This window comes from Pseudooceanicola sp. NS-SX8 (assembly GCF_057380755.1).
Map to the genome: position 1 here is coordinate 2,511,369 of NZ_CM170819.1, position 20,049 is coordinate 2,531,417.

Annotated in this window: 15 protein-coding genes and 1 pseudogene; 6 read left to right on the forward strand and 10 right to left on the reverse strand. The window is 59.3% G+C overall.

Annotated features, from left to right (window positions below):
• Window positions 1–2 precede the first annotated feature (2 nt).
• The 5 genes from narJ to AC2IR1_RS11515 form a co-directional block, all read right to left on the reverse strand.
• Window positions 3–734, reverse strand: a complete 732-nt coding sequence (gene narJ, locus AC2IR1_RS11495) for a nitrate reductase molybdenum cofactor assembly chaperone (protein ID WP_486472106.1) — start codon at window positions 732–734, stop codon at window positions 3–5.
• Window positions 731–2,257 (reverse strand): nitrate reductase subunit beta, encoded by a 1,527-nt coding sequence (narH, locus tag AC2IR1_RS11500; protein WP_486472107.1) that lies wholly within the window; start codon window positions 2,255–2,257, stop codon window positions 731–733. Before narH ends, narJ begins: the two co-directional genes overlap by 4 nt.
• A complete protein-coding gene (locus AC2IR1_RS11505) occupies window positions 2,254–5,988 on the reverse strand; it encodes a nitrate reductase subunit alpha (protein ID WP_486472108.1) in 3,735 nt (1,244 codons plus the stop codon). Before AC2IR1_RS11505 ends, narH begins: the two co-directional genes overlap by 4 nt.
• 75 nt (window positions 5,989–6,063) lie before the next feature.
• A complete protein-coding gene (locus AC2IR1_RS11510; RefSeq protein WP_486472109.1) occupies window positions 6,064–7,461 on the reverse strand; it encodes a NarK family nitrate/nitrite MFS transporter in 1,398 nt (465 codons plus the stop codon).
• Between the two features lie 66 nt (window positions 7,462–7,527).
• Window positions 7,528–8,949 carry an MFS transporter gene (locus tag AC2IR1_RS11515; RefSeq protein ID WP_486472110.1) on the reverse strand — a complete coding sequence of 474 codons (1,422 nt, stop codon included), beginning with the start codon at window positions 8,947–8,949 and terminating at the stop codon, window positions 7,528–7,530.
• A gap of 219 nt (window positions 8,950–9,168) precedes the next feature.
• Between AC2IR1_RS11515 and AC2IR1_RS11520 the strand changes: the two genes are divergently transcribed.
• The 3 genes and pseudogenes from AC2IR1_RS11520 (at window position 9,169) to AC2IR1_RS11530 (ending at window position 11,176) form a co-directional block, all read left to right on the forward strand.
• Entirely contained in the window at window positions 9,169–9,906 is a 738-nt protein-coding gene (locus tag AC2IR1_RS11520) for a cyclic nucleotide-binding domain-containing protein (RefSeq protein WP_486472111.1), read from the forward strand.
• A gap of 10 nt (window positions 9,907–9,916) precedes the next feature.
• Window positions 9,917–10,228 carry a carboxymuconolactone decarboxylase family protein gene (locus AC2IR1_RS11525; RefSeq protein WP_486472112.1) on the forward strand — a complete coding sequence of 104 codons (312 nt, stop codon included), beginning with the start codon at window positions 9,917–9,919 and terminating at the stop codon, window positions 10,226–10,228.
• Window positions 10,229–10,463: 235 nt separating this feature from the next.
• Window positions 10,464–11,176 (forward strand): annotated as a pseudogene (locus AC2IR1_RS11530) (IS5 family transposase).
• Window positions 11,177–12,182: 1,006 nt separating this feature from the next.
• Here the strand turns inward: AC2IR1_RS11530 and AC2IR1_RS11535 are convergent.
• Entirely contained in the window at window positions 12,183–13,253 is a 1,071-nt protein-coding gene (locus AC2IR1_RS11535) for a tyrosine-type recombinase/integrase (RefSeq protein WP_486472113.1), read from the reverse strand.
• 132 nt (window positions 13,254–13,385) lie between these two features.
• On the opposite strand from AC2IR1_RS11535, the gene dusA reads away from it, so the two are divergent.
• The gene (gene dusA / locus AC2IR1_RS11540; protein ID WP_486476410.1) at window positions 13,386–14,384 is read left to right on the forward strand and encodes a tRNA dihydrouridine(20/20a) synthase DusA; all 999 of its coding nucleotides are present in this window, start codon (window positions 13,386–13,388) and stop codon (window positions 14,382–14,384) included.
• Window positions 14,385–14,386: 2 nt separating this feature from the next.
• Here dusA and AC2IR1_RS11545 read toward each other — a convergent pair whose 3' ends face one another.
• Entirely contained in the window at window positions 14,387–15,292 is a 906-nt protein-coding gene (locus AC2IR1_RS11545; RefSeq protein WP_486472114.1) for an alpha/beta hydrolase family protein, read from the reverse strand.
• Between the two features lie 444 nt (window positions 15,293–15,736).
• On the opposite strand from AC2IR1_RS11545, the gene AC2IR1_RS11550 reads away from it, so the two are divergent.
• On the forward strand, window positions 15,737–16,519 hold the full coding sequence (locus tag AC2IR1_RS11550) for a hypothetical protein (protein WP_486472115.1): 783 nt from the start codon (window positions 15,737–15,739) through the stop codon (window positions 16,517–16,519).
• Between the two features lie 49 nt (window positions 16,520–16,568).
• On the opposite strand, the gene AC2IR1_RS11555 is transcribed toward AC2IR1_RS11550, so the two are convergent.
• The 3 genes from AC2IR1_RS11555 to ccmI are packed head-to-tail and all read right to left on the reverse strand — an operon-like array spanning window position 16,569 to window position 18,557.
• Window positions 16,569–16,829, reverse strand: coding sequence for a DUF1289 domain-containing protein (locus AC2IR1_RS11555; RefSeq protein ID WP_486472116.1), 261 nt, complete (start codon window positions 16,827–16,829; stop codon window positions 16,569–16,571).
• Between the two features lie 7 nt (window positions 16,830–16,836).
• A complete protein-coding gene (gene ruvX, locus AC2IR1_RS11560) occupies window positions 16,837–17,313 on the reverse strand; it encodes a Holliday junction resolvase RuvX (RefSeq protein ID WP_486472117.1) in 477 nt (158 codons plus the stop codon).
• On the reverse strand, window positions 17,310–18,557 hold the full coding sequence (gene ccmI, locus AC2IR1_RS11565) for a c-type cytochrome biogenesis protein CcmI (protein ID WP_486472118.1): 1,248 nt from the start codon (window positions 18,555–18,557) through the stop codon (window positions 17,310–17,312). Before ccmI ends, ruvX begins: the two co-directional genes overlap by 4 nt.
• A gap of 211 nt (window positions 18,558–18,768) precedes the next feature.
• Here ccmI and AC2IR1_RS11570 point away from each other — a divergent pair, with 211 nt between their 5' ends.
• Window positions 18,769–20,016 carry a sarcosine oxidase subunit beta family protein gene (locus tag AC2IR1_RS11570; protein ID WP_486472119.1) on the forward strand — a complete coding sequence of 416 codons (1,248 nt, stop codon included), beginning with the start codon at window positions 18,769–18,771 and terminating at the stop codon, window positions 20,014–20,016.
• Window positions 20,017–20,049: the final 33 nt, after the last annotated feature.

Below are 20,049 nucleotides of genomic sequence, written 5' to 3' on the forward strand. Positions count from 1 at the left end.
CCTTATTTGACCTGCGCTTGCGGCGTGGGTGTGACGGGTTGATCCATGCGCGACAGCATATCGCGCACCTGCGGGCATCCGGCGTTCGGATCGGGACCGAAGCGTACTTCGCTCTCTTCCCAGACCTCATCTAGCGCCTCCAGATCGTTGGGATCGACTTCCGGCTGATCCAGAAGCTCCGCCACGGCCTCCTTGTCTGCTTTGCCTCCGGCAATTTGCAGCAGGGCGGCGAAGACGGCTCCATAGGGGCTCTCACGCCGGACGAGCCGGGCATTGAGCGCCTCGAAAATATGCGCCGCATCAGCCAGAATGTCCTGAGCTTCGGCTCCGGGACGGGTGGACAGGAATTCCAGAAGAACCGGCAAATGATCCGGCAATTCCGTGGTGGCTGGTTCGAAGCCGCCGTTGCGATAGGTTTCCATCAGCGACACCATGGCACCGCCACGGTCACGACTTTCACCATGAATATGTTCGAACAGGTTCAGCGATAGGGTGCGGGAGCGGTCGAACAACATGACATATTGTTCTTCGAGGTCAAAGATGTCCCGGCTGGAGAGCTCCTCGACCAGCGGACGCAATGCCCGCCGCGCCGCCGCCGTGAGGCGGGTTTCAGAGGCCAGCACGCCACCAATCTCGGGCATGGCATGCTGCAAATCGCGGCTCGGGTAACTCAACAGCAAAGAAAGGGCCTTGAGTGTACGATCGGTCGGGGAAATATGGGCGTGATAGGTCATCCACGTACCTCCTGTGGCATTTTGAGCGGTTTTTTGGACCCTCCGAAGAGCGAGCCTTTCGACATGCCCGTCGAACAGCCGTTGCCATCGGTAAAGCCGCAGCCGCCGCGCAGATCATAGGCTTCTTCGACCTGTTCGCGATGCGTCGTCGGGATAACGAACCGGTCTTCGTAATCGGCAAGCGCCATGATTTTATACATGTCTTCGATGACGCGTCCCGACAGGCCGACACGTGCTGCGAGCCCTTCGTCGACAACACCCTCGACACTTTTCGTGCGCATATAGGCGCGCATGGCGAGCATGCGTTCCAGGGCTTGAGCCACGGGAGCTTCATCGCCTGCAGTGAGCATATTGGCGAGGTAGCGCAGCGGAATGCGCAGGTTTTTCACATCCGGCATGGCACCATCGGTGCCGATGGCACCGGCCTCAGCGGCGTTCTGGATCGGGGAAAGCGGCGGGATATACCAGACCATCGGCAAGGTGCGGTATTCCGGGTGCAGCGGGAAGGCGACCTTCCACTCCATTGCCATTTTCCAGATCGGGCTTTCTTTTGCGGCCTTCAGCCAGTCCTGCGGAATGCCTTGTTTTTGCGCCTCGGCAATCACTTCGGGGTCATGCGGATCAAGGAATACGCCAAGTTGGGCGTCATAGAGATCCATTTCCTCGGCTGCATTTGCCGCCTCTTCGATCTTGTCGGCATCATAGAGCATCACACCGAGATAGCGGATGCGCCCGACGCAGGTTTCTGAACAGACAGTCGGGTTTCCGCTCTCGATCCGGGGATAGCAGAGCGTGCATTTCTCGGATTTCCCAGTCGACCAGTTGTAATAGACCTTCTTATAAGGGCAGCCCGAGACGCACATCCGCCAGCCCCGGCATTTTTCCTGGTCGATCAGGACGATCCCGTCCTCTTCACGTTTGTAAATCGCGCCCGACGGGCAAGATGCCGCGCAGGCTGGATTCAGGCAATGCTCGCAAAGCCGGGGGAGATACATCATGAAGGTGTTCTCATATTCCCCGTAGATCTGTTTCTGAATGCCCTCGAAATTGTAGTCTTTCGAGCGTTTCTCGAATTCACCGCCGAGGATTTCCTCCCAGTTCGGACCCTTTTCGATCTTTTGAATCCGCTCGCCTGTGATTTTCGAACGCGGGCGGGCGGTTGGAAAAGCCTTGCCTTCGGGGGCCGATTTCAAGTGGTCATAGTCGAAATCGAACGGTTCATAGTAATCGTCGATTTCCGGCAGGTCGGGGTTGCCAAAAATATTGGCGAGGATGCGCCATTTGGCGCCTTGTTTGGGTTGCAGTTTGCCGGATTTCGTCCGGGTCCAGCCCCCGTTCCAGCGGGCCTGATTTTCCCAGTCGGTCGGATAGCCGGTGCCGGGCTTGGTTTCCACATTGTTGAACCACGCGTATTCGACGCCGTCGCGGCTGGTCCAGACGTTCTTGCAGGTCACAGAGCAGGTGTGGCATCCGATACATTTGTCGAGATTCAGCACCATGCCGATTTGTGCACGTATTTTCATTCCGCTGCCTCCTTCGGGGTGGCTTCATTGTCGAGCCAGTCGACCTTGTTCATCTTGCGCAGGATAACGAACTCATCTCGGTTCGAGCCCACGGTGCCGTAATAGTTGAAACCGTAGGACTGCTGGGCATAGCCACCGATCATATGGGTGGGTTTGAGCACCGCGCGGGTGACGGAGTTGTGAATCCCGCCACGCAGACCGGTTTTCTCGGAGCCCGGCGTGTTTACGATTTTCTCTTGGGCGTGATACATGAAGGTCGTACCGTCCTTCATCCGTTGCGACACCACCGCACGCGCCGTCAGCGCGCCGTTGGCGTTGTAAAGCTCGACCCAGTCGTTATCGACGATACCTGCGGTTTTGGCGTCATTCTCTGAAATCCAGATCACCGGACCGCCGCGATTGAGCGTCAGCATCAGAAGGTTGTCGGTATAGGTCGAGTGGATGCCCCATTTCTGGTGCGGTGTGATGAAGTTCAGCACGACATGCGGTGCGCCGTTTTCCGTGTTGATGTCCGCCGTCACGGTTTTGAGGTCCACCGGCGGGCGGTAAGACATGAAGCCCTCACCAAAAGCGCGCATCCACAGGTGATCCTGATAGAGCTGCTGGCGCCCTGTGAGTGTCCGCCACGGGATCAGTTCATGCACATTGGTGTAGCCCGCATTGTAGCTCACATGCTCGCTTTCGATCCCCGACCATGTCGGTGAGGAGATGATTTTGCGCGGTTGCGCGGCAATGTCGCGGAAACGGATTTTGTTGTGATGTTCGCCCTCGGCCAGATGCGCATGTTCGCGCCCCGTATATTTGCTCAGGGCCTCCCAGGCTTTCACGGCGACTTCGCCATTGGTCTCGGGTGCCATCATCAGAACCGCTTCGGCGGCATCAATCGCCGTGTCGATGATCGGACGCCCCTTTGCGGACCCGTCAAGACGCTCTCCGTTCAATTCCTTGAGCGCCTTGACCTCGTCTTCGGTGTTCCAGGAGATGCCTTTGCCACCGTTGCCGAGTTTGTCCATGAGCGGGCCGAGTGCCGTGAACCGGTCGTAGATTGCGGTATAGTCGCGCTCCACCGCAATATAGTTCGGTGCGGTTTTGCCGGGGATCAGATCGCATTCGCCTTTCTTCCAATCCTTGACCTGATCCTGAGCGATCTCCGCCGGCGTGTCATGCAAGATTGGCAAAGCGACCACATCGGTTTCCTGACCGAGATAGCCGGGCGCGATTTCCTGAAACTTCCGGGCGAGAGATTTAAAAATCTCCCAGTCGGATTTCGATTCATAGGCCGGGTCCACCGCCGCTTGTAGCGGGTGAATGAACGGGTGCATGTCCGATGTGTTGAGATCGTCCTTTTCATACCAGGAAGCCGTCGGAAGAACGATGTCGGAATAAACGCAAGTGGTGGACATGCGGAAGTCGATCGTCACCAATAGATCGAGCTTGCCGCGCGGGGCCTCCTCGTGCCACTTGGCTTCTTTTGGCAATTGCCGGCCTTCCTCCCCCATATCTTTTCCAATCACACCGTTGTCAGTGCCGAGCAGGTGTTTGAGGAAGTATTCATGCCCCTTGCCTGACGAGCCCAAGAGATTGGAACGCCATACAAAGAGGTTGCGTGGCCAGTTTTCAGGCGCGTCCGGGTCCTCGCAGGACATTTGCAGCGCACCCGACTTCAACTGTTCCGCAATGTAGGGAGCGACGTCCTGACCAGCGGCCTTGGCGGCTTTTGCCACCTCAAGCGGATTGGTCTTGAGCTGCGGCGCGGAGGGCAACCAGCCCATGCGCTCGGCACGGATGTTGTAGTCGATCATGCCCGCGTCCCAATCGCCCTCGGGGGCGGTAGGGGACAGGATTTCGCCAGCTGTCAGGGTCTCGTAGCGCCACTGGTCGGTATGGGCATACCAGGCTGAGGTCGCATTCATGTGCCTCGGTGGGCGGCCCCAGTCGAGGGCGAAGGCGACGGGAAGCCAACCAGTCTGGGGCCGCAGCTTTTCCTGACCCACATAGTGCGCCCAACCGCCACCGGACTGGCCGACACAGCCACACATCACCAGCATATTGATGATGCCGCGATAGTTCATGTCCATATGATACCAGTGGTTCATACCCGCCCCGATAATCACCATCGAGCGGCCATCGGTCTTCTCGGCATTCTGCGCGAATTCGCGGGCGACATGTACGATTTTGGCGCGGTCCACGCCGGTGATTTTTTCGGCCCAGGCCGGGGTGCCAGGAATATCTTCGTCGAAATCCTGTGTCACCCAATCCCCGCCAAGGCCCCGGTCCAATCCGTAATTTGCGCAGAACAGGTCAAAAACGGTGGCCACTGCCACTTCGCCTTCGGTGGTCATGATCCGCTTTACCGGTAGGTTTTTCGTCAACACATTGGGGCGTTTGTCGCCGGTGGAGAAGGCCTCGGTCGCATCAGCACCGAAATAGGGGAAATCCACGCCGACCACATCGTCATGGTCGCCATCGACAACGAGCGTCATCTTGAGCCGGGTGTCGGTTCCGGCGGCTTTTTCCTCAAGGTTCCATTCGCCTTGCTCGCCCCAGCGATAGCCGATGGAGCCATTGGGCGCGACCAGATTTCCCGAGCTTTCGTCGAGGGCGACGGTTTTCCACTCCGGGTTGTTGTCTTCGCCCAGCTTGCCGTTGAGATCGTCGGCACGCAGGAAGCGACCGGGGATGAGCTTTCCGTCTTTCTCTTCCAGTTTTACCAGCATCGGGAAATCGGAATATTTGCGGCAATAGTCCTCGAAATAGGGCGCCTGGCGGTCGAGATGGAACTCGCGCAGGATGACGTGACCAAAGGCCATCGCCAATGCCGCGTCGGTGCCTTGCTTGGCGTTGAGCCAGACATCTCCGAATTTCGCGGCTTCCGAATAATCCGGGCAAATGACAGCGGATTTCGCACCTTTATAACGCACTTCGGTGTAGAAATGTGCATCCGGCGTCCGGGTCTGTGGGACGTTTGAGCCCCAGAGCAAAAGGTAGTTCGAATTGTACCAGTCCGCCGATTCCGGCACGTCGGTCTGTTCGCCCCATGTCATCGGAGAGGCGGGCGGCAAATCGCAATACCAGTCGTAAAACGACATGCAGGTGCCGCCCAAAAGTGACAAATACCGGGTTCCAGCCGCATAGGAGATCATCGACATGGCCGGGATCGGGGAAAACCCGAAAATCCGGTCGGGGCCATAGGTCTTGACCGTATAGGCATTGGCGGCGGTTACGATCTCGGTCGCCTCATCCCATGTGGTGCGCACGAAGCCGCCCTTGCCGCGGGTTTCGACATAGCTTTGGCGCAGGATTGGGTCCTTCTGGATTGCACTCCAGGCCTCGATCGGCTCCATGGTTTCGCGCATCTTGCGCCAGACTTTCATGAGGCGACCACGGATCAGCGGGTTTTTCACCCGGTTGGCGGAATAGAGATACCAGCTGTAGGACGCGCCACGAGCACAGCCGCGCGGCTCATGGTTCGGAAGATCGGGGCGGGTGCGCGGATAATCGGTCTGTTGCGTTTCCCAAGTCACGATCCCGGATTTCACGTAGATTTTCCAGGAACAGGACCCGGTGCAGTTCACACCGTGGGTTGAGCGCACGATCTTGTCGTGACGCCAACGGTTCCGATATGTGTCTTCCCAGTCCCGGCTCTCGCGCGTGACTTGTCCGTGACCGTCCGCAAAGCTCTCAATCTCTTTCGGCTGGAAGAAGTTTAATCTGTCAAGCAAGTTGCTCATTTCGGCTCTCCTATGGGATGGCGAGAGGGGGTGTCGTTGCGGGTCGCGCGCAGGTGCGCGCGACCCATTTGGAACTCAGCAAGGGACTGGTGCGTTCTTGCGGCTGTAAAAGACCCATGTGATCACCACACAGAGCACGTAAAACATCAGGAAGGCCCAGAGCGCACCGTTCGGAGCGCCGGTCATACTGATCGAGGTGCCGTAGGCTTTCGGGATGAAAAAGGCACCATAGGCCGCAATCGCGCTGGTGAAGGCGATGATCGCTGCGCTTTCACGCTCGGATTGTTTGAGCGTTGCAGCGTCATCAAGCTGTGGCATCAGACGCGGGATTTCCTGACGCATGATCGAGGGGATCATTTGGAAAGTCGAAGCATTCCCTACTCCCGTCAGGAAAAACAGCGCCATGAAACAGGCAAAGAAGCCCCAGAAGTTACCATTGGGCATTGCCTCGGACGGCAGGAATTGCAGCACACCCCAGACCGCGACGATCATGCCGAGGAAGGTCCAGAAGGTGACGCGGCCACCACCGAAGCGATCGGAGATCCAGCCGGTCCCGGCACGGGACAACGCGCCCACGAGTGGTCCGAGGAAGGCATAAGACAGGGCGTTGACCTCGGGGAACTGGGTTTTCATCAACAGTGGGAAGCCTGCGGAATAGCCGATGAAACTGCCGAAAGTGCCCGTGTATAGGATGCACATGATCCAGTTGTGTAGGCGTGAGAAAATGATCGACTGTTCCTTGAACGATGCTTTGGCATCCGCGATGTCATTCATGCCGAACCAGGCCGCGATGGCGCTGACGGCAATGAAGGGCACCCAGATGAACCCGGCGTTCTGAATCCAGAGCTGGCTGTTGTCTGAGAGGGTGACGGGCTCCCCGCCCATGGCGCCAAACACACCGGCGGTGATGACCATTGGAACGAGGAATTGCATGACCGACACGCCGAGATTGCCCAGACCTGCGTTCAGAGCCAAGGCGTTGCCTTTGGTCTTTTTCGGGTAGAAATAAGCGATATTGGCCATAGAGGAGGCAAAGTTGCCGCCGCCAAAGCCGCACATCAGCGCCAATACCAGAAAGATCACATAGGGCGTTTCGGGGTTTTGTACGGAAAACCCGATCCCAAGTGCAGGCAACAACAGAGAGGCGGTGGACAGCGCGGTCCATTTGCGCCCGCCAAAAATCGGGATCATGAAGCTGTAAAAAATGCGCAGCGTTGCGCCGGAGAGGCCGGGCAGGGCGGCCAGCCAGAACAGCTGACCCGTGGAATATTCGAAGCCGATCGCGGGGAGTTTCGCGACAACGACGGACCAGACCATCCAGACCGAGAAGGCCAAAAGCAGGTTGGGAATGGAAATCCACAGGTTACGGGTTGCGATAGCCTTGCCGGTTTCGGCCCAGAAGGTTGCGTCTTCGGGCCGCCAATCGACCAGCGTGTGGGCGTGTTTTGTGTTTTGGGTTTGGGAAATCGCCATCGGGTTCTCCTCCACTTGGCGTAAGTCGAGTTGCCTGCGCCCTGCCGGATGCAGGGCGCGGGATGCTTATTCGGCAGGTTGCCCGTTACGTGACAAAAGTTTGCGGGCTTCGATTGCGTTCAACCCCTCTTCCAGAGCAGCATTTGCCTTGTCCGCGCGGCGACGCAGGGTCTCTATATTTGCCGCAGCGAAAGCGGCGCGTTCTTCATCTTCCTGTCGTGTCGAAAAGCGGACGAAGAAAGCCAGGAAAGAGGCGCAGATCACGACGATGCCCAAGACCTGAAAGGCTTCGGACCAGTCGATCATGTTCTTGAACAGGAACCCGGCCAGCACTGCACCTGCATTACCGCCCGCGCCGACCACACCGGCCACCGCGCCGAGGGCTTTCTTGTTGATGAAGGGCACCACGGAATAGGTCGCGCCTTCGGCCATCTGGGTGAACAGCGAGAAGACGATGAGGGACGGCAGGGCCAGAAAGAGCACATGCATCTGGCTGAAGATGATCAGGGCAATGCCCTCAAACAGCAGGCAGATGAACAGCCAGAAGCTCCGGCCTTTGAGCCCCCAGAGCGCGCCGAAGTTGTCTCCGAAAATCCCGCCAAGAGTCCGGGCAAACAAGTTCATCAGGCCGAAGGAGGCGGCGACGAACCCGGCAGCGACGAGCGACAGGTCGAAGTAATCGGCAAAATAAAGCGCTGCGACGTTGTTCACGGTCAATTCGATGCCGAAGCATGAGCCATAAATCACGAACAGCACCCAGACGCGTGGATCTTTGAGCGCGTTCACATAGTTGCCGGTGACTTTTTTCTTTTCTGGCATCCGGCCCTGAGCGCGCAGATCGTCAAAATTGCCGTCAGGAGCGTCTTGGGTCAGAAAGAAATAGGCAATGCCGATCAACAGGATGATGACCCCGACGACAACCATGGACAGGCGCCAGCCGACCGCTTCGGAAACGCCAAAACCGACGACAAAGACCGAAAACAGCAAGGGCATGACGAATTGCGTCACCCCGCCGCCCAGATTGCCCCAACCGGCGGAGGTCGCATTTGCCTGGCCGACGACATTGGGTGCAAACATCACGGTTGTGTGGTATTGGGTGATCACGAAAGCAGCGCCAATGCCGCCGATCAGCACGCGAAACAGCAGGAAACTCTCAAAGTTCCAGCTGAGCCCGATCCCCATCACCGGAAGAGATCCGATGATCAGAAGCCAAGTGTAGGCTTTTCGCGGTCCGATTCGATCACATAGCCAACCAATAAAGAGACGGGCGAAAATCGTGATTGAAACGGAACCGATAATGGCCCATCCGATCTGATCCTTTGTTAGCATCAATTCATCACGCACGACACTCATCAGTGGCGCGATGCCGAACCATGCGAAAAAACAGGAAAAGAACGCAAACCATGTCATATGGAAGGTTCTGATCTGTGGCATTTTGACGTTTAAAAAGTTTGACCACAATGCCGTGGCCTTGTTCTCTAGCTCCATCGTTTTTCCCCTAATGTGGCAGAGTAACGAAACGCCCTTCATGGGCTTGGCTGTGGTATGAACATGAGAGTCGAAATGTGGGTTGATCTATATCATAAAATATAAAAAATCCTTATAAATAAATGACTTACAGAAATTTGTCATGGTTTTGAGTGACATGTTTTGGTTGGGTTAAGCCGCATTTGCTCTACAGGTACTTGACATATTTCCGGCAAAGGCATGACACTTGTCGGCGCGCAACAGGAGGTTAGATTTCACATGCCAGTGTCGTCCTATCAGGATGTACGGGAGCTTCACTTGTTCTCAGATATGTCGGAAGAGAATTTCCAGCTTTTGATGCGTGCAGCCTATGTTCAGAACTTCCCGCCACAGCTCGAATTGATCGAGGAAGGAGCGGCCAGTGATTTTCTGCATATTCTGCTTTCAGGCTCCGTCGATCTGTTTTCGCAATGGAATGGTCGGGAAACCATTATGGCAACGCTGCGCCCCGTCAGCAGCTTTATCCTCGCCGCGACGGTCAAGGATGCGCCTTACCTGATGTCGGCCCGGACGCTGGAGAAAAGCCGGGTTGCCCTGATTCCCAGTGCGGATGTGCGACGGGTGTTTGAATTGGACAACGCCTTTGCCCGCGCGATGGTGACAGAGCTTGCGGAGTGTTACCGCACGCTCGTGAAGACACAGAAAAACCAGAAATTGCGTACTTCGCTCGAACGTCTCGCGAATTACATCTTGCGCCATCAGATCCGCGAAGGTGGGCAACAAGAGTTCGACTTGCCGTTCGAGAAACGCCGGCTGGCCTCTTATCTGGGCATGACGCCGGAGAATCTAAGTCGCGCTTTTAAAGGATTACAGGGCTATGGTGTAAGCCTTGAAGGCCAGCATGTGACGATTTCGGATCAGGCGACTTTGGAACGTTTCGCCAAACCTGACCGTCTTATGGATGATCCAGCTTATTAAGGAGAGAGACATGACCAAATCATTACCCGGTGCGGCCGGAGAGCTTGCCAAAACATATCCCGATGTCTGGGAGGCCTATTCTTCTCTTGGCAAGGCCGCCGCAGAAAGCGGCCCTTTGTCTGCGCGCGAACGACGCCTTGTCAAACTCGCCCTCGCAATCGGTGCCGGATCGGAGGGAGCCGTGCATTCTCATGCCCGACGTGCAAAAGCCGAAGGGATCGAGGTGGAAGCAATGACACAGGTTGCGCTTTTGGCGATCGGGCCGGTCGGCTTTCCGAGAGCGGTGGCGGCCAAGACCTGGATTGAGGATATTTCAGAGTAAAGCGTATCGCGCACGTGCGATATTCTTGAAATGCTTGCCCCCATCTGCCCCGAATTAAACCTGCCCGTTAGCCTTTGCCGGAATGCGAGCAAAGCGTTAAAAAGCTTTAATATGTGAGCTAGGGTCTGTTGAGATTCAGGATTCACATGTGACTTGAGTTCTGATTCAAGCTCCCAAAAGGGAGGTCAGAATGGACACGAGCAGGTTTGTCATCCGCGATCATCAGTGGGCCAAGATGGAACCGCATTGCCTTGGGCTAAAGGCGCATCCGGGGCGCACGGGTAGCGACCCGCGACTATTCATGGAAGCGGTATTCTGGATTGCGCGCACCGGGTCGCCGTGGCGCGACTTGCCGTCTGGATTTGGGAACTGGAATACGATCTATCGTCGGTTCCGGGATTGGGCGCGTGCTGGTGTTTTCGAGCGCATGTTCAATGACTTGTCTGATCAGCCCGACATGGAGATGGCGATGATTGACGGAACCATAGTCAAGGTTCACCGCGCTGGACAGGGCGCAAAAGGGGGACTCTCCGTCAGGCTATAGGCAAGTCGAAAGGCGGCTGGACGACGAAAGTCCTGGCGCTTACTGATGCGCTTGGGAACCTCGTGCGGTTCGTCCTTCTGCCGGGCAACCGTTATGACACGGTCGGCGTTGCGCCATTGATCCAAGGGCTGTCGTTCGATGCGCTCTTGGCCGACAAGGCCTTCGACAGCAATTGGATCATCGAGGAGATGAATGCGCGGGGCACGACCATATGTATATCGCAACGTCCGCAACGAAAGGCGCCCTTGGCCATTGACGAAGAGATGTACAAATGGCGACATCTGGTTGAAAATTTCTTTTGTGATCTGAAAGACTTCCGCCGCATCGCCTTGCGCACTGACAAAACCGACCTCAGTTTCGCCGCCATCATAAACGCCTGCGCTGCCTTACTGAACTCAAAGTGAATCTCAACAGACCCTAAAGCGTTTCGACTTTAACTTGATCTATCACATAAAGTCGAAACGCCCGCTCCGCTTGGACGTTGCACTGCGTTTCTGCTCAAACCTTGTATCAGGTTTAAACAGAAACGCTTTAGGTTCAGGACTTCGGTAACGGGGCTTTCCCCATCAAGAGATTTTTCGCACTCAGACTGATCCGCTAAGGCGGGTCTAATAGTTCTTTTTGGGCCGTCTCTGCGTTCTGTAGGCTTCCCGTTGAGGTCCTGCGGGCACACGCTTCGGTTCGTGGTCAGCGCGTCGGCCGCCAACATGATGCTGGTTCGATGTAATTCCAATGTGCCCATCTCATAGGCCTGCTTGACGGATGTCATCGACTGTCCTGATCACGGCATCATTGGAACCTCCTCCCTGCGGAAACTCGAAAGCCTGCGACCAAGCAAGCAACGATTAGAGCGTTTCTCAAAAAACTTGAGGCTCTCAATTTTTGAGAAACGGAGCAATATGAATTCAGTGTGGCAACGTTTTTCGCTCAATCTGATTCAGATTAAACGAAAAACGCTTTAAGGGCTCATCCGGTCAGGCCATTTTCGTTAAAGCACCTGGCTGGAAGGTTATGCCATTGACACAAATTCGATGGAGGATACATAGCCACCGGATCAAGTGTCTTTTAATCCGACTCCGCAAAATGCCCGAGCTCTGGAGTGCGACCTTTAAAGAGTTTCGCATCAGATAAAAGCAGTGCGCCGATACCGTTCAGATGGTGCACCGCTTTCGACCAAAACCGTGATCGAGGTTTCTGGGTCGATGGTTTTAGTGCAGTCCCTGTCTCGTCAGCAACTCGACCTCGGTGCGTTTGAGAGCCTATCTGGTGTTCGACCAATCGCAGGTTTCGTTGGTTGCGCCCTCCCGCAACCAATTGTGTGTGGGAAACTTGGCAGCACGTCGACCCTAGATGCGGTGCCACTTGAGTTTGTGTCGAGAGAATTTCCAATTAACCCCTTGGGGCGATAGTTCAGTCGTTGTCGATCGCGAGTTGCAGGCCGTCCCAAGCTGCATACTTGTCGCCTGTTTCACGGATGTGCGTATAACGTTTCAGGCTAACCCAAGACCTGTGTCCGCTGACGGCTGCGACATGAGGAATGTTCCAGCCCATTTCGAACAGCCGCGAAATGCCTTCATGGCGCAGATCGTGGAAGTGCAGGTCCTCGATCCCAAGGAGCTTGCAGGCGCGCGTGAAGTTGGCCGTGATCGCGTCCGGAGAGTAGGGGAAGATCTCAGCCTTGCTCTTCCGCATGCTGTCGATGATCCGAATGGCCTCCTCGGGCAAATCGACCCAGGTATCGTTTCCGAGCTTTTCGCCGGGATGCTTCATGTCACGGACCAGGATGCGCTTGTGCTCCTTCTGAAAGTCATCCCAGGTAAGCCGGGTGATCTCTGCCTGTCGGCGCGTCGAGAAGAGAGCGAAAACGATTACCTTGTGCATGGGCATGGCTTGAGGTGTTCTCTGGCGCCGATCAATGAAATGGGCCAGCAGCCGGTCGAGCTCATCGAGTGTGGGTCTGCGGGTCCGCTGCGCGGAACGGGAGATGATCCCCATACGGCGCGCGACGGTGATCGCGTCTCTCATCTCCCGGTCATCCAGTCGGAAGTCCCACATCGGTCGTGCTATGGCGAATATGGAGGCGAGATGGCTCGCATAGTTCCCGACTGTTTGCGGTTGTCCGGGCAGTGACTGAAGGAACTCGATGATATCCTTCGATTTGATGGTGGAACAGGGCAGATCGGCGATCGGGTAGGAGGCGATGGTCCTAAGGACTTGCGCCTTTGTGCGACCGATGTCCTTCACCGTTTCTTCGGTGTAGCGCTCGATCGCTTTGGACAGGGGAGGGTCGGATGCATTCAGTTCCTCCAGCGCTCCTGGCTTGGCAAGCTCTTTCTCACGCTTCTTTATCCAGGCGGTCGCAGCGGGGCGTCTGTCAAAGGTTTTCGTCTCATGATAAGTAGAGCCCTCTCGCATTACACGCACACGTGCTAGGTAGCTGCTACTGCCATCTTTACGTTTGCGCGTGGTAATCGAGCCCATGATGACCTCCTGACTTGGTACATGGGAATTCTATTTGGTACATTGTGCCAAGTCCAGCGTCGAAATCGGCGTGTTTGGTACAGAATAGGCGGGAACGAGACGAAGATGAGGCGCAGTTAAGTGACGGATAAAATTAAAAAATATGATTTATCAAAGGCCTCTCGCCTGTCCGTCGCACCCATGATGGATTGGACCGACCGGCATTGTCGCTATCTGCACCGGCTGCTGTCGGCAAACACGCTTCTCTATACCGAAATGGTCACTTCGCCCGCGCTCGTCCGTGGCGGTGCCCTGCACCTGCTGGAGTTCAACCCGGAGGAACATCCCGTCGCCCTGCAGCTTGGCGGATCGGATCCGGATGAGCTGGCGCAAGCTGCAAGGCTGGGGGCCGAGGCGGGCTATGACGAAATCAATCTGAACTGCGGCTGCCCGTCGGACCGCGTGCAATCTGGTACCTTCGGCGCCGTGCTGATGAAGCATCCCGATCTGGTTGCCGATTGCGTGGCCGCGATGCGTGAAGCCGTGGATGTCGAGGTAACGGTGAAATGCCGTATCGGCGTGGACGAGCAGGAGCCCGAAGAGGTTCTGCCGGAGTTCCTGGAAAAGATCCGCGGCGCGGGTTGCCGCAGGGTGACGGTGCATGCCCGCAAGGCTTGGCTGCAGGGCCTGTCGCCGAAGGAGAACCGGGATATTCCGCCCCTGGATTATCCTCTCGTGCTGCGCATGCACGAGGCATTTCCCGATCTGCACATGTCGATCAATGGCGGTATCGCGACCCTGGAACAGGCCGAGGCGCTGCTGGCGCAGGGGCTGGACGGGGTGATGATCGGTCGAGCGGCCTACCATGACCCCGCCAACATCCTCTGCCAGGCAGACCAGCGGATCTACGGGGCAGAGGCGGAGGCCATGACGCCGGAGGCGGCGGTGATGGCGATGCTGCCTTATATCGAACGCCACCTGGCGGAGGGGGGCAAGCTGGCCCAGGTCACGCGGCACATGCTGGGTCTCTTCCAGGGGCGTCCCGGGGCGCGGGCCTGGCGGCGGCACCTTTCGGAACAGGGGCATCGCACCGGTGCGGGTCCCGAGGTCGTGGAAGCGGCGCTGGAATTCGTCACCCGCGCCGCCGCCTGAGGTCATTCGGCGCCGAAGAAGTCGATCGTCTTGGCCGCCAGCGCGTCAAGCGCTTCCGTTTCCGTGAAAATGTTGAAGGAGTGGTCCATCTCGTCGGTGTACTTTTCCTCCGGGCCATCGTGGGCCTCCAGCAAAAGGTCGGCAGAGGCCGGGTTGACGATCTCGTCGGTGCTGCCCTGCGCGACGAGAAGGGGGCCGGAATAGGCTGCCAGTTCCGCGGGCGGATCGAAGGTGGCGACCTGATCGAAGAAGCGGGCCTTCAGCGTGACGGTCGCGCCCCAGGGCAAGTCGGTCGAAACCTCTGTCTGGGGCGTGGCGGCGGCGGCGGCCTCGTCGAACATCGCCTGTCCCAGAAGGCCGCTGTAGGTGTCCATCGGAGTTGCGACGGCGTTCCACAGGGCGACCTTGCCGAAGGCGCCGGAACGTCCGGCTGCCGCGGTGGAAACCAGCCCGCCCTGGCTCCAGCCCAGCAGGTAGATCGTTTCGTAGCCCTGACCCTTCAGCCAGTCGAGTGCGGTGAGCGCATCGGCCACCTGGCCTTCGAATGTGGTATCCGCGTATGTCCAGTTGGATGTGCTGTCGCCGGAACCACGGAAGTCGATCCGCAGACTGGCAAGCCCGGCTTCCGCCATCAGGCGGGCAGTGCGGGAAAAGACACCTTCGTCCGTGCCGGGAATGGCCAGTTCGTCCCGGGTGCCGGTGAAACCGTGCAGCATCAGGACGACGGGGGTGCCGCTCGCCTCGGGTGTTTCGAGGGTCGCCACGATGTCCTGTTCCGGGGCGGGGATGGTGACCGTGGTTTCCATGGCGTGAAGGGGCGTGGCAAGGGCAAGCAGCCCGGCCGTGGCGACAGACGTGGTGTGTTGGGCCCCACGGGGCCGGCGTGCTTCGGGACGGTGTGTTTTCAAGGGGGTCTCCATTCAATGGCAGCCTGACGGCCGGAAATGAGGCTAGAGCGCACGGCCTGCGGTGAGAAAGGAGAATGCGCCCGAGCAGGGCGCGGGACGGGACGCTGCCCTTGGATCGGGCGATGGCGCGGGCGGTTGCGCGATTCCTGTCCTGCCCGCAGCGGAGGGCGGCAAGGGCCGCGTCCGGTGGGGCCGGATCTGACCGCATTTCTGCCACTTTTCGGGTCGTTCGTGGATCCGCTCCCCTGTCTGGTCACCGAGCGGCCCTGCGGCGTCCCCTGCAAACCAACGCATTTGCATGTAATTGCGGGAATAATTTCGGGTGCACGGGGGCGGGCGCAAGGATCCGCCGGTCCCGTCCATGGTCCATGTCTTATCCCGTCTTGGCCTTAGGGCAGCCATATTCGCCTGCTTGAATACGGTGGCGTAAGAGGATTACCCCCCATGCTGGAGCTCATCTCTGTCGTCGCGCTGGCCGCGATCGGTGTCGCCTTCACATCCTATTCGGGTGAGAAGGAGAGCACCTCTGCTGCGCGTCGTTCGGCGGTGCAGGAGGCGGATGATCAGGTCGACAGCGTGGGGATCTTCGGCCATGACGTGGCGCGTCGCCTGCGGGAAAGCATGCGTGTCTTCGGGACGCGAAACCCGGAGGTCCAGGCAGAGCTGGACGAAGCCGATGCCCTGGCACGTCGCCTCTCGGCGCAGCTTGAAGCCGAGGAGGAGGCTCAGGAGGTCGAACAGGAAGAAACCGTTCTGGCCGGCGCCTTTGCCGAAGAGGAAATCCTGGCCTCCGAGACCGGGCGGCAAAGTGAGCTCACCGAAGACGGCTTCGAAGCTCCGCTTGAGGAGGCCTGGGTGTCCTCCCTCGGCGACATGCTCGAAGAGGTCGAGGCTGCACAGGAAGAGCCGATCGTGATCGAGGAGGGCGAATTTCTGGATGTGGCGCCCGAGGAAGCGCAGGCAGAGGCCGTGGACGACCGGCCCGCGCTGAATGCGCCGATCATCCGTGATTTCGATCCCGAACGTGATCAGATCGTGCTGGAGTATCGACCCGAAGAGGCCGGCAATGGCAAGGTGGGCATCATCACGGATGACCGCCATCCCGGCGCGGCATTGATCACCCTTGGCGGCAAGGTCGTGGCGATCGTCGACGGGGGCGAGGGCCGTGTCACGGCCGCCCATGTCGAGCTGGTTCAGGAAGATCGGTCAGACCACGCGGCGGCCTGAGCGCCAAAGGCAATCGTCGCGGATCATCGCCGCGGTTCGGCCTGTCGTTTCAGCGATCCGACCTATGCGCCCGTCCGGCACGTCCGCCCTTGCGGCTGCTCTTGAGCGGGCCGCGCGATGGCAACTGCTCCATTACGTCCTGCCGTTCGTCTTCGGACATGCGCGACCAGGCTGCGATTTCCTCGATCGAGCGCAGGCAGCCGATGCACAGCCGGGCCTCCGGGTGAATGACGCAGGTGTTCACGCAGGGAGAGGAGACCGCCTCCCGCCGCCAGACATCGCGGCCACTGGGTTCACCCTTGTCGCTCATCTGACCTTCATCCGGCGGACTTCAGGTGGCTCAGGCGGTCCAGTGCCCCCTGAAGGATGTAGGAGGCGGCGACATGGTCGATCACCTCTGCGCGGCGGCGGCGCGATGTATCGGCCTCCAGCAGGGCGCGTTCGGCGGCAACCGTCGACAGCCTCTCATCCCAGAAGGTCATGGGAAGATCGGTGAGTCGGGACAGGTTGCGGGCGAAGGCCCTTGTCGACTGGCAGCGCGCGCCTTCGGTGCCGTCCATGTTGCGCGGAAGGCCCAGGACGATGCCGCAGATCGCGCGTTTGCCCAGGATCTCCAGCAGGGCGGCCGCATCGACGCCGAACTTCTTGCGCCGGATGGTTTCCAGCGGGGTGGCGACGGACAGGAAGGTGTCGGACACGGCGACGCCGATGGTCTTCTCGCCGAAGTCGAGCCCGGCAAGGGCCTGCATCGGCGGAAGGGCGGCCGCGAATTCGGTGGTTTCCTCGAAGATCATTCGGTCAGTCCTGCGCTTTGGGCGGCGGTGTGGATCAGCTCCAGCGCGGCGGTGTTGCCGGCGAAGACCCGCTGTGCCTCGGCATAGATTTCCGCCGCGTGGTCGGTGTCGCCCAGCACCCCGAGGGAGGAGATGAGGCGCGCCCATTCCTGCACGGTACCACCTTCGGTGCCCAGACGTGTTTCCAGCTGGGAGACCATGCCGCGGATCATCTGCTGTCGATCCTCGGGGCTGAGGTCTTCGGCGGCGGCCATGTCCTCGGAGGAGGGGCCGGCCAGCGGGGCGTTGGTGGGCGCTGCGGGGGCGGGCAGGGTGTAGTTTTCCTCCCCTGCAAGGTCGGCGACACGGCCGATCTGGTTGCGGACAAGCGGCACCCAGGGCGCGTCTTGAGGAGAGCTGCGCAGCAGCCGGTCCCAGAGGTTGAAGGCAATGTCAGGCCGCCCCGTGCGCGCCATCAGCAGCCCGGAATAGTAGGTGGCAGAGCCATTGTTGGGGTCGAGGCGCAGGGCCTGTTGCAGGGCGGCGCCTGCCTCGGCAGAGATCTCTCCGCCCGCGGCGAGGATCAGGAGGTCGGCATAATCGGCGTAGTCCTGTGCGGCGGCCGTGGGACCCATCAGGCGCAGCATTTGCCCCTGCGCGCGCGCCGCCGCCGCGAAATTGCCCAGGGCTGCTTCGTTGCGCGCCAGGAGCTGCTGCCCGCGCTGGTCATCCGGGCGTTCGGCCACGGCGCTGCGCAGCTGCTCCATCAAGGTCTTGAAATCATCGGAGGGTTCTTCGGGCTGGAACCCCAGGGGCCGGGGGTTCGCTTCCAGCTCTGCCTGGGCGGGGAGGTCGCGCAGCATCTCCTGCGCGGCTTCGATGCGGGCGGCGCGCGGCATGTCGGGATAGCCCGGTGCGCCGAAATGGAGGTAGAGCGCCAGGGCGCCACCAACAAGGACGACAGAGCCGATGATCGCGGGCCAGAGGCCGGGCCCCCGGCGTTCCTCGGTACCGGCCTGAGAGCGTGCGGCGGTATCGGCTGCCAGCAGGCGCCGGGAAATTTCGGTCCGGACCCGGTTCGCCTCTTCCTGGGGCAGGGCGCCGCGCGCGAGGTCGCGTTCGACCTCCGCCAGCTGATCCCGGTAGATTTCCATGTCGTAACTGGCGGGCGCCGGGCCCGTTTGCGACCCGCCCACCATCAGGGCGCGGGCCAGCATCGCGGCCACGGCAAGGGAGAGCAGGGTGACAATTGTCCAGAAAAGCATCGAAAGATCCTAGCGACCTGAAGGTGTCTGCCGGTCTAACGCGGGTGACCGGCGCAAGAAAGCCCCCAAGCGACCAGTCGCGCGCCCATGTCGCAAGCGCAGCATATTGCGACGGATTATGGCGGGGCTATCCTGCGGGAAACTCTAGGGTCGGGCCGAGGTGCCCCCGGTACCCTGATTGCGATTCCACGTGTCAACACAGCGAGAGGCCATGAAACGCTACTCTGCCTTTGCCATTGCCCGCGAAGCGGCCCGATACCATTCCGGTTGGGAGCGCGCTTGGACTTCTCCCCAACCCAAGTCGCGTTACGACGTCGTGATCGTCGGCGCCGGTGGCCATGGGCTCGCCACGGCCTATTACCTGGGCAAGAATTTCGGCATCACCAATGTCGCGATCATCGAAAAGGGCTGGCTGGGCGGCGGCAATACCGGCCGCAACACGACCATCATCCGGTCGAACTATCTTGAAGATGACAGTGCCGCGATCTTCGAAAAGGCGCGCTCTCTTTACGAGGGGCTGAGCCAGGACCTGAACTACAACGTCATGTTCAGCCCGCGCGGCGTCCTGATGCTGGCCCAGACCGAGCATGAGGTGCGCGGCTGGAAGCGGACGGCGCAGGCCAACAAGTACCAGGGCGTCGATACCGAGTACATCGACGCCAAACGGGTCAAGGAAATCTGCCCGATCATGAACATCGACGGGCCGCGCTACCCGGTTCTTGGGGCGCTCTGGCAGGCGCGTGGCGGGACCGCGCGGCATGATGCCGTGGCCTGGGGTTATGCCCGGGCCTGCTCCGAAATGGGCATGCACATCATCCAGAAGTGCGAAGTGACCAACGTCATTTCCTCTGACGGCAAGGTCGAGGCGGTGGAGACCACCAAGGGCCGCATCGGTTGCGACAAGCTGGGAATCGTTGTCGCGGGCCATTCCGGCGTCCTGGCCGAAATGGCGGGCTTCCGGCTGCCGGTGGAGTCGATGGCGCTTCAGGCGCTGGTTTCGGAACCGATCAAACCCTGCATGGACGTGGTCGTCATGGCCAACACCGTGCATGGCTACATGAGCCAGTCCGACAAGGGCGAGATGGTCATCGGCGGCGGCACCGACGGGTTCAACAACTACAGCCAGCGCGGCAGCTTCCAGCATATCGAGGAAACCATCCGCGCCCTGATCGAGACCTTCCCGATGGTGTCGCGCCTGAAGATGCTGCGCCAGTGGGGCGGGATCGTGGACATGACCGGGGATCGTTCGCCGATCATCTCGACCACGCCGCTTGGCAACTGCTACATCAACTGCGGCTGGGGTACCGGCGGGTTCAAGGCAATCCCCGGATCGGGCTGGGCCATGGCGGACCTGATCGCCAAGGGCACGCCCGGACCGCTGGCCAAGGGCTTCGGCCTGGATCGCTTCCGCGAAGGGCGGTTCATCGACGAGAGCGTCGCTGCGGGCGTGGCGCACTGAGGCCCGGGATGAAATCCTACGCCATCATCAACA